Annotated in this window: 14 protein-coding genes; 10 read left to right on the top strand and 4 right to left on the bottom strand. The window is 61.4% G+C overall.

What is annotated here, in order from left to right:
* Nucleotides 1-41: 41 nt before the first annotated feature.
* On the bottom strand, nt 42-2,753 hold the full coding sequence (locus AC1DX3_RS13580) for a TonB-dependent receptor (protein ID WP_476989844.1): 2,712 nt from the start codon (nt 2,751-2,753) through the stop codon (nt 42-44).
* A 383-nt stretch (nt 2,754-3,136) separates the two neighbouring features.
* Here AC1DX3_RS13580 and AC1DX3_RS13575 point away from each other — a divergent pair, with 383 nt between their 5' ends.
* The 6 genes from AC1DX3_RS13575 to nagA are packed head-to-tail and all read left to right on the top strand — an operon-like array spanning nt 3,137 to nt 9,152.
* A complete protein-coding gene (locus AC1DX3_RS13575; protein ID WP_476989843.1) occupies nt 3,137-4,420 on the top strand; it encodes a sugar MFS transporter in 1,284 nt (427 codons plus the stop codon).
* A gap of 33 nt (nt 4,421-4,453) precedes the next feature.
* Complete coding sequence (locus AC1DX3_RS13570) at nt 4,454-5,374, top strand: glucosamine kinase nucleotide-binding domain-containing protein (protein ID WP_476989842.1); 921 nt, start codon at nt 4,454-4,456, stop codon at nt 5,372-5,374.
* On the top strand, nt 5,374-6,135 hold the full coding sequence (locus tag AC1DX3_RS13565; RefSeq protein WP_476989841.1) for a copper homeostasis protein CutC: 762 nt from the start codon (nt 5,374-5,376) through the stop codon (nt 6,133-6,135). Before AC1DX3_RS13570 ends, AC1DX3_RS13565 begins: the two co-directional genes overlap by 1 nt.
* 44 nt (nt 6,136-6,179) lie before the next feature.
* Nucleotides 6,180-6,920, top strand: coding sequence for a GntR family transcriptional regulator (locus tag AC1DX3_RS13560; protein ID WP_476989840.1), 741 nt, complete (start codon nt 6,180-6,182; stop codon nt 6,918-6,920).
* 25 nt (nt 6,921-6,945) lie between these two features.
* Nucleotides 6,946-8,010: an SIS domain-containing protein gene (locus AC1DX3_RS13555; protein WP_476989839.1), complete on the top strand. Its 1,065-nt coding sequence runs from the start codon at nt 6,946-6,948 to the stop codon at nt 8,008-8,010.
* Entirely contained in the window at nt 8,007-9,152 is a 1,146-nt protein-coding gene (gene nagA, locus AC1DX3_RS13550) for an N-acetylglucosamine-6-phosphate deacetylase (RefSeq protein WP_476989838.1), read from the top strand. The genes AC1DX3_RS13555 and nagA overlap by 4 nt, the downstream gene beginning before the upstream one ends.
* Before the next feature lie 12 nt (nt 9,153-9,164).
* Here nagA and AC1DX3_RS13545 read toward each other — a convergent pair whose 3' ends face one another.
* From AC1DX3_RS13545 to AC1DX3_RS13535, 3 genes are all read right to left on the bottom strand, one after another.
* Nucleotides 9,165-9,581 carry a YdcH family protein gene (locus tag AC1DX3_RS13545; protein ID WP_476989837.1) on the bottom strand — a complete coding sequence of 139 codons (417 nt, stop codon included), beginning with the start codon at nt 9,579-9,581 and terminating at the stop codon, nt 9,165-9,167.
* 92 nt (nt 9,582-9,673) lie between these two features.
* Nucleotides 9,674-10,114 carry a TIGR02444 family protein gene (locus AC1DX3_RS13540; protein WP_476989836.1) on the bottom strand — a complete coding sequence of 147 codons (441 nt, stop codon included), beginning with the start codon at nt 10,112-10,114 and terminating at the stop codon, nt 9,674-9,676.
* Nucleotides 10,107-10,697, bottom strand: coding sequence for a UbiX family flavin prenyltransferase (locus tag AC1DX3_RS13535; protein WP_476989835.1), 591 nt, complete (start codon nt 10,695-10,697; stop codon nt 10,107-10,109). The genes AC1DX3_RS13540 and AC1DX3_RS13535 overlap by 8 nt, the downstream gene beginning before the upstream one ends.
* A 147-nt stretch (nt 10,698-10,844) precedes the next feature.
* Between AC1DX3_RS13535 and AC1DX3_RS13530 the strand changes: the two genes are divergently transcribed.
* The 4 genes from AC1DX3_RS13530 to AC1DX3_RS13515 all read left to right on the top strand — a co-directional run bounded on the left by AC1DX3_RS13530 (nt 10,845) and on the right by AC1DX3_RS13515 (nt 12,677).
* Nucleotides 10,845-11,042 (top strand): DUF465 domain-containing protein, encoded by a 198-nt coding sequence (locus AC1DX3_RS13530; protein ID WP_476989834.1) that lies wholly within the window; start codon nt 10,845-10,847, stop codon nt 11,040-11,042.
* Nucleotides 11,043-11,268: 226 nt separating this feature from the next.
* Nucleotides 11,269-11,625, top strand: coding sequence for a hypothetical protein (locus tag AC1DX3_RS13525; RefSeq protein ID WP_476989833.1), 357 nt, complete (start codon nt 11,269-11,271; stop codon nt 11,623-11,625).
* Nucleotides 11,626-11,654: 29 nt separating this feature from the next.
* The gene (locus tag AC1DX3_RS13520) at nt 11,655-12,248 is read left to right on the top strand and encodes a hypothetical protein (protein ID WP_476989832.1); all 594 of its coding nucleotides are present in this window, start codon (nt 11,655-11,657) and stop codon (nt 12,246-12,248) included.
* A 39-nt stretch (nt 12,249-12,287) separates the two neighbouring features.
* Nucleotides 12,288-12,677, top strand: a complete 390-nt coding sequence (locus AC1DX3_RS13515; RefSeq protein ID WP_476989831.1) for a hypothetical protein — start codon at nt 12,288-12,290, stop codon at nt 12,675-12,677.
* The last annotated feature ends 5 nt before the right edge of the window (nt 12,678-12,682 follow it).

The following is a 12,682-nucleotide window of genomic DNA, read 5'->3' as shown; positions in this document are numbered from 1 at the left end:
GGCCGACGCTTAAACAGCCGCCCCGCATTAGGCACTCAGGACTAATACTTTACGCGAGCGCCGACGTACCAGGACTGACCGTTGTCGTAGATGGCGCGCGGCACGGAGGGGGTGCCGACGAAGTAGGTCAGCTTTTCGTGCAGCAGGTTCTGCGCATCGAGCGTCAGGGCGATATGTTCGGTCAGGTTATAGCTGAACGACCCGTCGAGCGTGCCGTAGTCGTCCTGCCACATCGGCGTACCGCGATCGTCGCCGGACTTGAACTTCGAGCGGAAGTTATAGGCCAGGCGCGTCGACAGCTTGTCGTTTTCGAAGTAGCCCGTCAGGTTGAAGGTGTTCTTCGAATTGCCGTCGATCGGCGCTCCGGCGTCATCCTTGCCGTCCGAATAGGTATAGTTGGCGATAAATCCGAAACCGGTATCGCCGATCGGCTGTTGCAGGTTGGCTTCGAAGCCCTTGTCGGTACCGCCACCGCCGTTAACCGGACCGCTGAGCAGGAAGTCGTGACCCTGCGGATTCTGCTGATCGGTATAGAAGCCGTGGAAGCTGGCGGTCTTGATGTAGTTTTCGATCTTCATGTCGAAGATACCGAACGACAACAGGGCCTGGGGTGCATAGTACCATTCGGCGCCCAGATTATATTGGGTAGCGCGGAAGGGCTCCAGGTTCGGATTACCGCCGGCGCCGCCGGTGTAGTTGCTGTCGACGAGGTAGAAGTAACCCGCCAGTTGGGCGTAACCCGGACGCGTCATGACCTTGGCGGCCGAGGCGCGGATAACCCAGTCGTTTGCCGGCTTATAGACGATGTTCAGGCTGGGAAGGATATCCCAATAGCTGTGCTTGGTTTCATAAGCGCCGTATCCGCCCGGGTCGGTCTGGACCCCGTTGGCGTCGAAGGTCGGCGGCGCGAAGAGCGAAGCGATCGGACGATCGGCGATGGTGGTGGAGTACTGGATCGCCGTGCTTTCGGTATGGACGGCGCGAACGCCGACATTACCGCGCCATTGATCGCCGCCGATCTTGGTCATCAGGTAGTAGGCGTCGGTCTTTTCCTTAACGCCGAAGCTGCCCTGACCATAGAAGCCGAACTGGCGACCGCCATTGTGGGTGTCGAGATACTTGTAGACGGCTTCGCCGTTGGCGTAGCTGTAACCCGGCAGGCTGCCCGGGAGGCCGTCGCTGTAATCCGACGGGGTAACGTCGCCGGTAAAGACGGTACCGAGGTCGATATTGCTGGTGCCGCTGTTGGCGCCGTTGCCGGCCCAGCCATAGGCCGTGTTGATCAGGTCGCGGCGGTGATCGGTCATGCGGGCGCCGAAGAGGACGTCCTTGAAGAAGCCTTCACCCAGTTGATAGTCGACGTCGACCTTGGCGTACAGTTCCTTGTCGGGCGACGATACCTTGCCACCCCACGACCAGCTGTAATTGTTGTTGAGATAGCCGGCGACGGTCGGATCGGCGGGCAGACCGGGATAGGAGACCGCGGTGACCTTGCCGAGATCGAAGCTGGCGCCGACATTGTTCCAGTAGGTTTCCCAGGCGGCCGAGTCGTCGGTGACGCCTTCGCCGTGGGTATAGCCCAACTGGCTCTTGATCGTCAGCTTCTCATTGGGATGCCACATCGCGTCGATGTTCAGGTCGTAGGAGTTGGAGTGCGCCTGACGGAAGATGTCGTCCTGGACCAGAGCGCCGTCGGTGGCGACGGAAGCGTCCCACGTGGCTGAAGTCAGGTAGGTCTTGCCATCGGTAGGCGACTCTTCGGTTGTGTAGCCAGCGTGCGGCATGTGGGCGCCGAGACGCGAACCCCACATCATGAAGTTGTGGTTCGAATTGTCCGCCTTCAGGTAGGTGTAGAGGCCGGAAATATCGAGTTCAAACGTGTCGTCCTTCTTGAATTGCAGCATGAAGTTACCGCCTTCACGGATCCGCTCCTGCTGGAAGAAGGCCGCGCCGATCAGCGACGGTACGCTGACCGTCTTGCCGGAATTGGCGAAGTTAGCGATGTCGCTATAGCCGAGGATTTCCTGACCGTCGCGACGGAACGAACGCTTTTCATAGAAGGCGCCGACGAGGAAGCCGACCGTATGGTCGTCGCTCTTCCACGAATACATACCGGAAAGATTGGGTTCGGTCTTGCCCGGAAGCGTCGCATACATGGCCTGGGCCGAGGCGGCGAAGGTGTTCTTGGGCAGGTCGAGCGGCTTGCGCACATGAACGTCGACCGTACCGCCGATACCGCCTTCGGGCAGATCCGCTGAGGACGACTTGATGACTTCGATGGTGCCGACGACTTCGGACGGCAGCATGGTATAGTTGAACGAGCGGCCGCCCGAGGTCTGGTCGAGGACGAACCAGTCGCCGGTCGCCATGTTATGGCCGTCCATCAGCGTCAGGTTCAGTTCCGGCGAGGTGCCGCGGATCGAGATACGTTCGTTTTCACCGAAACCGCCGGCGCCGGCGGAACCGGTGACGACATTGACGCCCGTGGCGCGCGACAGCGAGTCGGCGACGTTCTTGTCGGGGAACTTGCCGATATCTTCGGCAGTGATGACTTCTTCGACGCGGTCGGAATTGCGCTTTTGCTTGAGCGCCGACTGCAGCGACTTGCGGATGCCGGTGACAACGACCGTAGTTGCGTCATCGGTGGCGGCAGCATCCTGCGCGTGGACGGCAGAGACACTGACACCCAGAGACATAACCATGGCCACGGTGGCCACGGCGCTTGTCATCAGGATATGGCGTTTGAACTTCATTGTAGTCTTTTCCCTATTTTATGCTGCCCGCGGTCCAGGCAAGCCCCGAATCTTGATTACGACCGCTTAGATGTAAGCTTTGGACAAGTCCGGTTGGGACAACACATAAATGAAAATAGTACCAACCTAGTACCTGAAGCCGTACCATTGCTATCTTTGGTTCTGTTTCTATGTCAACCAAATTTTACAAAGGGCTCATTTCGAACGCACTTGCGAAGGATTTGTGACAATAATATCGCGCAAATTGTCATACAATGGCGTTGAAACGCTGGATTTGCATGATTTTTGCGCAAGACCGTAGATTTTTGTGAACATGGATTGCAATTTGGATTCAGTTCAGCCATACCAGTTAGACAAATTGGTACTATATGGGGAAATAATCGATGTCCGCCACCGAGACCGCTGCGCCCACCAAGACACCCTGGGGCTCCGTCCTGATGTTCTGCCTGCTGTTCGCCATCTTCGGTTTTGTTACCTGGCTGAACGGCCCCTTGATCACCTTTTCCAAGCTGGCCTTCTCCCTGAGCGACTTCGAAGCTTTCCTGGTGCCGTCGGTCTTTTACCTGTCCTATTTCTTCCTGGCCTTGCCGTCCGCCTTCATCCTCCGTAAGACCGGTATGAAGACTGGTATGGCGCTTGGTCTGCTGGCCATGGCCATCGGGGCCGCCGCCTTCGGTCAATTCGCCTCGATGCGCATGTTCCCGCCGACCCTGATGTCGCTGTTCTTTATCGGCGCGGGCCTGTCCCTGCTGCAGACGGCGTCCAACCCATACATTTCGATCCTGGGGCCCATCGAATCGGGTGCCCAGCGCATCGCCGTCCTGGGCATCTTCAACAAACTGGCCGGGGCCTGCGCCCCTGTCGTTATCGGCACCTTGATCCTCAACGGCATCGGTGAAATGCAGGACCAGGTCAGCGCGGCGGCAACGCCGGCGGCGCGGGAACTACTGCTCAACGGTTTTGCCGAACGCATCCATCTGCCCTATATGATCATGGGCGCCTTCCTGGCCGTCATTGCCTTCGTCGTCTACAAATCACCCCTGCCCAATCTCAGCGACGACGCCAATCCCGGCACCGGCAAGAGCTTCACCGCCGCCCTGCCGCAAATGCTGTTCGGCTTCCTGGCCATCTTCTTCTATGTCGGCGCTGAAGTCATGGCCGGCGACGCCGTCGGCACCTATGGCCGCGGCTTCGACCTGCCGCTGGATCAGACCAAGTTCTTCACCAGCTTTACCATGGTCACCATGCTGGTCGGCTATATCGCCGGCCTGATCGCCATTCCGCGTTTCGCCAGCCAGGAACGTTACCTGACCCTGTCGGCCGTACTCGGCATCCTCCTCAGCATCGGCGCCTTCTTTACCAAGGGCTACACCTCGGTTGCCTTCGTGTGGTGCCTGGGCTTCGCCAACGCCATGATGTGGCCGGCCATCTTCCCGCTCGGCATCCGGGGTCTCGGCAAGCTGACCGAGTTCGGCGCCGCTTTCCTGGTCATGGGTATTATCGGCGGTGCGGTCGTTCCCCAGCTCTTCGCTCACTTCAAGGAGAGCTATAACTTCCAACTCGTCTTCCTGTGCCTGATGGTGCCCTGTTACGCCTACATCCTGCTGTTCGGCCTGGTTGCCGGGCGCAAGGGCGTTGCAGCCGCGCCGGTCCCTGCCGATATCTAGAACCGGCGTACACACTGTAAGACGATGATCCATATGTCCTCCCCAGACTCTCACCTACAACTCTTCGCCGGCGTCGACGGCGGCGGCACCAAATGCCGCGTCCGTTTGCGCGATGCCGGCGGCACCCTGCTCGGCGAAGCCGAGGGCGGCTCCGGCAATGTCCGGCTGGGGCTCGACCTGGTTTGGGGCAATATTATCGCTGCCCTGGATGACGTTCTGGCTCAGGCAGGGCTTGACCGTTCGGCCTATGGCCGGATCAGCCTGGGCCTGGGCCTGGCCGGCATCTCCCGCGCCGACGACGCCGAAGCCACCATCGCCGCCGGCCCGAAATTCGCCCGTTGCGACGCGGCTTCCGACGCCCACACGGCCTGTCTCGGCGCCTTTTCCGGCCGCGACGGCGGCATCCTGATCTCCGGCACCGGCAGTGCGGCCCATGCCTGGGTTGGCGGCCAGTCCTATCAGATCGGCGGCTGGGGCTTCGAGGTTTGCGACAACGGATCGGCGGCGGACCTCGGTCGTTCGGCGATTCGCGAGGCCCTGATGGGCTATGACGGACTCGCGCCCGAAACCGAATTTACGCGCGCCCTCATCGCACGTTTCGGTCAACCGGCGGACATCGTCCATTGGGTGACGACGGCCAAGCCGCGCGACTTCGGCGCCCTGGCGCCGATGATCATGAGCCATGCCGGCAAGGGTGACATTGTCGCCGTAAGCCTGGTCGAGAAATCGGCTCACGATTTGGGCCGTTATATCGCCCGCCTGCACGAAATCGGTGCGCGCAAGGTCTGCCTGGTCGGCGGCATGGCGCCGGTCTTCATGCCGTGGCTGAGCTCGTGGGCGCGCTCGGTCCTGGCCGAGCCGGAACACGATGCCCTGGAAGGTGCGATCATGCTGGCGCACGGCACCGCTAACGGCCTGCGCCCCCATGTCGCCACCCAAGCCGTGGGGGCATGATGGACGGACAGCATGCCACCCCCGCCAGCGTTTTGCTCGAAGTCGTCGTCGATACGGCGGCCGGCCTGCGCATCGCCGCTGAAAACGGCGCCGATCGCATAGAATTGTGCGAGGGCCTCAGCATCGGCGGCCTGACGCCGAGCACCGGATTGATGAAACTGGCGGCCGAAATGAGCTGCCCGGTGCGCGCCATGATCCGGCCGCGCGGCGGCGATTTCTGCTATGACGCCGACGAACTGGCCATCATGCACGACGATATCTATACGGCGGCGCGTTGCGGGCTGGAAGGCGTCGTGCTGGGCGTCAACACGGCCGATGGCGCTATCGATGAAACGGCGCTGGCCGGGCTGGTGGCCCATGCCAAGGCCCACGGCCTGCGTGTCGCCATGCACCGCGGCTTCGAGCTGGCGCCCGATCCGTTGAAGGCATTGGAAATCTGCGTCGCCCGGCGCATCGACACCATCCTGACCTCGGGCGGCGGCACGACGGCAGCCGGCGGCATTGCCGGCCTGACCGCCCTGGTCAAGGCGGCTGCCGGACGCATCGAGATCCTGGCCGGCGGCGGCGTCACGGCCGACAACGCTCCCGCCATACTGGCCTCCGGCGTGACCTCGGTTCATGCCTCGTGCAGCCGTGCAACCCTGGTTCGCAACGATCGCGCCGCCACGCTCGGCTATGTCAGCGAAAAGCATACGGATGCGCGTCTGGTCGCCGCTCTGCGGGCCGCTATAAATCCGTACCTCTTGGAGTTGCGCCCATGAATCTCCATCTTAAGTCCCGTACCCCTATCTCAAAGGCCGCCGCTATGTCTTTCGCCGAAACCATCGGCCGTCTCAGCAAGGATGATCCCGCGCCGTTGTACCTGCAATTGCAACGCGTGCTGCGCGACGCCATCCAGAATCGTCAACTGCACCAGGAGGACGCCATTCCGCCGGAACGCGACCTGGCCGAGGATTTCGACGTCTCGCGCATCACCGTGCGCAAGGCGATCGACGGCCTGGTCAGCGAGGGCCTACTGACGCGCCGCCGCGGCGCCGGCACCTTTGTCGCCAGCCGGGTCGAGAAGAGCTTCTCCAAGCTGTCGTCCTTTTCCGAAGACATGATTTCGCGCGGCCGCAAGCCGCATTCGGAATGGGTCAGCAAGGCCGCCGGCGCGGTGACACCCGAGGAATCGTTGTCGCTGGGCCTGTCGCCCGGCGCCCTGGTCTACCGCTTCCACCGCATCCGCTATGCCGACGGCATGACCATGGCGTTGGAATATTCGACCATTCCGGCCTATTGCCTGCCCTCGACCGAAGCCGTATCGGCGTCGCTCTATGAGGCGCTGGAAAAGACCGGCCATCGGCCCGTGCGCGCCCTGCAACGCCTCCGCGCCGTGGCGTTCGGCGCGGAACAGGCCGAACGGCTGGGCGTCAAGCCGGGCGATCCCGGCCTGTTCATCGAACGCCGCGGCTTCCTTCAGGACGGCCGCGCCGCCGAATTCACCCAATCCTATTACCGCGGCGACGCCTATGACGTCGTCGCCGAACTGAACGATATCAGCTGACTGTTTTCCCTTTCAAGGACCGACTATGCCCTCCCCCACGCTCGCGACCCCCGTTTTAACCGCCGACAAGACCCTGATGTTCGCCGAGGCCGGCGAAGGCGGCGCCGCGGTCGATCGCTTCCTCGCCCATAACCGCACCGCCATTGCCCGCCTGGCGGCACGTCTGCAGGCCCAGCCGCCGCGCTCCGTGACCACCGTGGCGCGCGGTTCGTCCGACCACGCCGCGACCTTCGGCAAATATCTCATCGAGACCCTGACGGGCGTGCCGACCTCGACCGCCGCCATGTCGGTATCGTCCATCTACGCCGCGCAGGTCGTCGCCGACGAATCCCTGTGCATCGCCATTTCGCAATCCGGCCGTTCGCCCGATCTGCTGGCCACCGTCGAAGCCCATCGCAAGGCCGGCGCCTATGTCGTCGCCCTGGTCAATGACGAGCAGTCGCCCCTGGCGGCCCTGGCCGACGAACTGTTGCCGTTGAAAGCCGGCCCGGAAAAGTCCGTGGCGGCGACCAAGTCCTATATCGCCTCGCTGGCCGGTCTGGCCGCCATTGCCGCTGCGTGGTCGGACGATCGCGCCCTGTCCGACGGGCTGCACCTGCTGCCGGAGCAGTTGCGTGCGGCTTTCGCGCTAGATTGGTCCGCCGCCCTGCCGGCCCTGACGGAGGCGCGCAACCTGTTCGTCATCGGTCGCGGCTACGGCTTTGCGGTCGCCCAGGAAGCGGCGCTGAAGCTCAAGGAAACCTGCGCCCTGCACGCCGAAGCCTTCTCGTCGGCCGAGGTCAAGCACGGCCCCATGGCCATCGTCAATGACGGCTTTCCGATCCTCGGTTTCGCGACGTCGGACAGCGCCGGTGACGGCGTGCGCGATGTCGCGAGTGAGTTCGCGGCGCGCGGTGCTCATGTCCTGCTGGCCAATCCCGGGGGTGGCGTTGCAGGCACGGTGCACCTGCCTGCCCTGGCGGCGGAGGCGGCGCTGGAGCCCATCCTGCAGATCCAGAGCTTCTACCGCCTGGCCAACAGCCTGTCCGTGGCGCGCGGTCTCGATCCCGACAGCCCTCCCCATCTGAACAAGGTTACGAAGACAGTATGAGTAGCCTGACTTTCACAAACGCGCAGATCGTAACTCCGGGCGGCGTGGTTCAGGGCAGCCTGAGCTGCAAAGGCGAAACCATCACCGATATCGGCGACGGCGACGGCTCCGCACGTCAGATCGACGTTCAAGGCGGCTACCTGCTGCCCGGCTTTATCGACACCCAGGTCAATGGCGGTGGCGGTGTTTTGTTCAATGACGAAACCACGGTCGCCGGTATCGCCGCCATCGGCGCCGCCCACCGCGCCTATGGCACCACCGGTTTCCTGCCGACCCTGATCAGCGACGAGTTGGAGGTCATCGACGCCGCCATGCGGGCGACCGAGGCCGCGATTACCGCCGGCGTGCCGGGCGTATTGGGTATCCATATCGAAGGCCCGTTTATCAGCAAGCAGCGCAAGGGCATCCACAATCCCGACATGTTCCGCACGCTCGATGACGAGTCGAAGGCGCTGCTGAAGAGCCTGAAGCGCGGCAAGACCCTGGTGACCCTGGCGCCGGAAAATTGTACGCCGGAAGATATAAGCGAGTTGGCCGCGGCCGGCGTCATCGTCGCGGCCGGCCACACCAATGCCGACTATGCCACGACGGTCGCCGCCCTGCGCGCCGGCGTCACCGGCTTTACCCACCTGTTCAACGCCATGTCGCCGATGACCCATCGCGCGCCCGGCGTGGTCGGCGCCGCCCTGGACGATGCCACCAATTACAGCGGCCTGATCGCCGATGGCCGCCATGTCGATTGGACCGTTCTGCGCATCGCCTTGCGCGCCAAGGCGATCGATCATTTCATGCTGGTCACCGACGCCATGCCGACGGTCGGATCCTTGCAGAAGACCTTTATTCTCAATGGTCAACGCATTCACGTCGAAAACGGCGTCTGTGTCGGCGATGACGGTACGCTGGCGGGCTCGGACCTCGATATGGCCACGGCCGTGCGCAACAGCGTGCAACATATCGGCGTCAGTATTTCGGATGCGGCGATAATGGCGGCGACGGCGCCGGCAAGGTTCCTGGGTTTGGGAGCGGCGCGCGGGTCATTGAGCGTCGGTCAGCGGGCCGATATCGTCTGGTTGGACAAGGATTTGAACATCCGCGGCACCTTTATCGGCGCACAGGCGGAACATGCGGTCGCGGCGGAATAGGCTACTGTCAGCTTAAGCGATGATATCCGGGCGGATCTTGTCTTCGATCGTCGCGATGCGGTCGCGCAGGTGCAGCTTCTTGCGTTTCAGGCGCGCCAGCAGAATCTGATCGGGCAGACGCGCCATTTGCAGGGCGTTGATCGATTCGTCGAGGTCCTTGTGTTCCTGTTTCAACAGGGCGAGTTCGTTGCGCAGGATGACGACACGGCCATCGAGAGGCAGTTCGCGCACGGTCGGTTCCAGATCGTCGGGCTGGATCACCACTTCATCGCGCACCAGGCCGATATAGGTGTGATCGCCTTCGAGACGCTGATTGATGCGCCGCTCGATATCCTTGTCCGAATCGCCCCTGCCCTTGTCGCCATCCGTCTTGACCAAATGCAGATTGTCGTTTCCGCGTAGCGTCCGGATGTTGCTGTCGTCGTGCATGGAGCGCGACTCCTTCCTGGCTAAAGGTTTGAAGCTTAAGGACAAAAGGCGGTCATCAAAACCACCGTGTGGCGGGCATTATAGCGCAAAAATCAGCCCTCCGAAAGGGCTTCAGTTAACCTTGCCAGCTTTTCAGGCGGACAGCCGGGCGCCCAGGCGTTCGCCACGGCCATCACGGCGTCAGCGGCGGTCAAGAAGGCCGGAACGGGGCTAGCTCTTACCGTCCTCTCAAGGACCTCCATCAGGGCCTTTTCCGCCTGGAGTTCGGCCGCCTTTACGGCTGTGCGCAAGGTTTCGTGACCCATTGTCTTTAATTGCCGGCGGGCCGTGCGCAGGGGCGTTATGACATCGTCCCACGCCCGGGCGACGGCAATAGCCTGAAGCACGTCAGGATGGATACCTTCACCGGTGCACCACACCGCCCACAATAGCAGCGGCACGTTCTGGCCATGACTGTCCTGCAGGTCGATGAGGATACCGGGCACGTCGCCGCGATAGACGCGTAACGACCAGTCCCACAGGGACTCAGCCATCTTTCAGGCCGCTCCACCGCTTCATGTCCGCCTCGATATCGAACATGTCGAGGACGCGGGCGACGCTTTGGTTGACGATGTCGTCGATGGTCGCCGGCCGGGTATAGAAGGCAGGCATCGGCGGAGCGACGATCGCGCCCATTTCGGTGACCGCCGCCATAGTGCGCAAGTGACCGAGGTGCAGCGGGCTTTCGCGTACCATCAACACGAGGCGCCGGCGCTCCTTGAGGCAGACATCGGCGGCGCGGCTGATCAAGGAGGTGGTGACGCCGGTGGCGATCTCACTGAGTGACTTGATCGAACACGGGGCAATCGCCATACCCATGGTTTTAAAGGATCCCGAGGCAATAGTGGCGCCGATATCGGCAGGTTTATAAACGATATCGGCCAGGGCCTGGACGTCGTTCAAGGTCATATCGGTCTCGGCGCCGAGCGACAAGGCCGCCGCTTTCGATACGATCAGATGGGACTCGACTTTTGCGTGCTTGAGCGCCTGCAACATCCTGATGCCGTAAATTGCTCCGGACGCCCCGCTTATGGCCACAATAAGACGTTGATTGGTTTTGTTTTTATCTTTTTCCATGTGCAATTTGACGCCGAACTACCTTAACCTTAATTCTCTCGTTTCCGTGAACGTTTGTAATGTAACGTGACTATACAATCGCCTTTTAGGGGTGTTCCCTAGGGGGCCGGGCACGGGGTCCGGCTTAGAGACGAAGGATACTCCCATATGACTATTGAAGCGAGAGTTCGCGAACTCGACCAACGTCATCAATCCCTCAAAACCATCATTGCCCGCGAAGAACGGAGCCCCTCGGTGGACTCTCTATACCTTAAGGAGCTGAAGAGAAAGAAGCTTAAGCTTAAGGAAGAAATCGAACATTTCAGGACACTCATGCGACAGGACAGTGAGGCAACCTTGCAGTGAGCGAGGGGGTGATCTGACAGAAGCATTGTAAGTGCACCAGGTTCGAGCGGTGCACGAAACGAAGACCCTCCGGGAGCGGGATGCTCCCGGAGGTTTTTTTATGTTTTAGGGTGAAGGCTCCGACCGGGGTTTTAGGAAAGTGGTATTACACGCTTTGTAACTAAGGCTGCGAAAGGCGGCATGATAAGACCGGCTTCATGGATCGCCGCGATCCCGGAGCCGCCGCATGAAAACCTTCCTGATGTCTGCCTTCGCCGTTATGGCCGTGATGACCGCAAGCGGTGCCCACGCCGCCATGACCGATCAACAGCGCGACCAGTGCCTGCTGGTCGGCAAGGCCCTGGAAGCCCATACGATCGATAACCTCAACTATATGGTCAGCGACGAACAGAAGGGGCAGTTCAGCGTGGAGGATATCCAGCAAAAGCGGGACGTCATCCAGCACCTTCATGACGATTTCATTCCGATGTTCGACGTCGGCCAAGCCGTCGACCCGGACGCGGTCGCCAAAAAATCGGCCGAAGAGGATAGCCCGACACTCGGCAATGAGGCCAATGACTGCGTTACCCTGGCACAACAATGATACGCTTTTTAACAATCGTAATTAGCGGAATGGTCTTGGTCACCGCGGCTTCGGCAACCGAACCTAAGGCGGCTTTCGCGCTGGACAACAGTCCGGCAGCCGCCCGCGGCAAGATGAGGCCGATCCAGGATAATGCGGCGGCGTATGGCTACGACTATCTCGACGAAAATGGCTGGTACCACCTGTTGTCACGGTCCGGAGAGGTCAAGGATGGCGAAGACAATGGCCTCGAATTCACCCTTGATGGTGTCATGACGTCGAAAAGCCTGCGCCTTAAACGCTTTCCCATGGAAGACTATGCCGGCTTCAGCGCCGAACAGCTCGACGCGGCCACCGCCGACATGATCGTCCCAGGCTCAGCCGCTGAAGCCGATATCGGCGTCCCGATCGTCCAGCGCAGCCTGGTCAAGATGGCCGGCAGCGGCGTGGGTAAACGCGCCGTGACCGCTGCGGTCTGGGACGTCAACGCAGCTGCACTGGAGGCCAAGGGCGTCCATGCCGTCTTTGCTGTCGTGCTGACCCGCAAAGGCAAGCTGGTCATGGTTTGTACGACCGACGGGACGCCGCAGATGTGTCACAGCCTTCTGGAAAACAGCCTGTTCATGGAAGAAGCGGCCTATTAACCGCGGTTGGAATGATGCCTTGTATTCGAAAGCCTTAAAATGACAACGATGGCAATTCCGGTTATAATCTTGTTCGCGATCACGGCCCTGGCCGGGTCAGCGGGCAGCGCTCAGGCGCAGGTCACGGCCGCGGATGCGACGACACCGGCCTGGTGCGCCGCCAATGCCGCGTCGCTGGGGTCGGCGCTTTATCACAACTCCGACAACGACAACAAGGCCATGATCGACCTGATCATGCGCAAGGATCGCACCCCGGCGCAGGACACTGAAGTCGAGCATCTGCGCGATCTCACGGCGTGGGCCGACGCGGCCTCGACAGAGCTGGATGATCAATATCCGGATGCCAAATATGATGCGGCGGCGGCGGCTATCTTTGCCGCCATGGATCATGACGCCCTGCTGGACAAGGCGGCCGGCTGTTTGCCGTAACGGAG

The sequence above is a fragment of the Asticcacaulis sp. P2_B1 genome (genome assembly GCF_056404915.1).
This window is presented reverse-complemented; position numbering and strand designations above follow the sequence as displayed.

Excerpts from the sequence above, each read along its gene's own strand:
- AC1DX3_RS13575 (WP_476989843.1), top strand. The coding sequence starts at position 3,137 with ATGTCCGCCACCGAGACCGCTGCGCCCACCAAGACACCCTGGGGCTCC.
- nagA (WP_476989838.1), top strand. The coding sequence starts at position 8,007 with ATGAGTAGCCTGACTTTCACAAACGCGCAGATCGTAACTCCGGGCGGC.
- AC1DX3_RS13525 (WP_476989833.1), top strand. The coding sequence starts at position 11,269 with ATGAAAACCTTCCTGATGTCTGCCTTCGCCGTTATGGCCGTGATGACC.
- AC1DX3_RS13545 (WP_476989837.1), bottom strand. The coding sequence starts at position 9,581 with ATGCACGACGACAGCAACATCCGGACGCTACGCGGAAACGACAATCTG.
- AC1DX3_RS13570 (WP_476989842.1), top strand. The coding sequence starts at position 4,454 with ATGTCCTCCCCAGACTCTCACCTACAACTCTTCGCCGGCGTCGACGGC.
- AC1DX3_RS13515 (WP_476989831.1), top strand. The coding sequence starts at position 12,288 with ATGACAACGATGGCAATTCCGGTTATAATCTTGTTCGCGATCACGGCC.
- AC1DX3_RS13560 (WP_476989840.1), top strand. The coding sequence starts at position 6,180 with ATGTCTTTCGCCGAAACCATCGGCCGTCTCAGCAAGGATGATCCCGCG.
- AC1DX3_RS13580 (WP_476989844.1), bottom strand. The coding sequence starts at position 2,753 with ATGAAGTTCAAACGCCATATCCTGATGACAAGCGCCGTGGCCACCGTG.
- AC1DX3_RS13535 (WP_476989835.1), bottom strand. The coding sequence starts at position 10,697 with ATGGAAAAAGATAAAAACAAAACCAATCAACGTCTTATTGTGGCCATA.
- AC1DX3_RS13540 (WP_476989836.1), bottom strand. The coding sequence starts at position 10,114 with ATGGCTGAGTCCCTGTGGGACTGGTCGTTACGCGTCTATCGCGGCGAC.
- AC1DX3_RS13565 (WP_476989841.1), top strand. The coding sequence starts at position 5,374 with ATGGACGGACAGCATGCCACCCCCGCCAGCGTTTTGCTCGAAGTCGTC.
- AC1DX3_RS13520 (WP_476989832.1), top strand. The coding sequence starts at position 11,655 with ATGGTCTTGGTCACCGCGGCTTCGGCAACCGAACCTAAGGCGGCTTTC.
- AC1DX3_RS13555 (WP_476989839.1), top strand. The coding sequence starts at position 6,946 with ATGCCCTCCCCCACGCTCGCGACCCCCGTTTTAACCGCCGACAAGACC.
- AC1DX3_RS13530 (WP_476989834.1), top strand. The coding sequence starts at position 10,845 with ATGACTATTGAAGCGAGAGTTCGCGAACTCGACCAACGTCATCAATCC.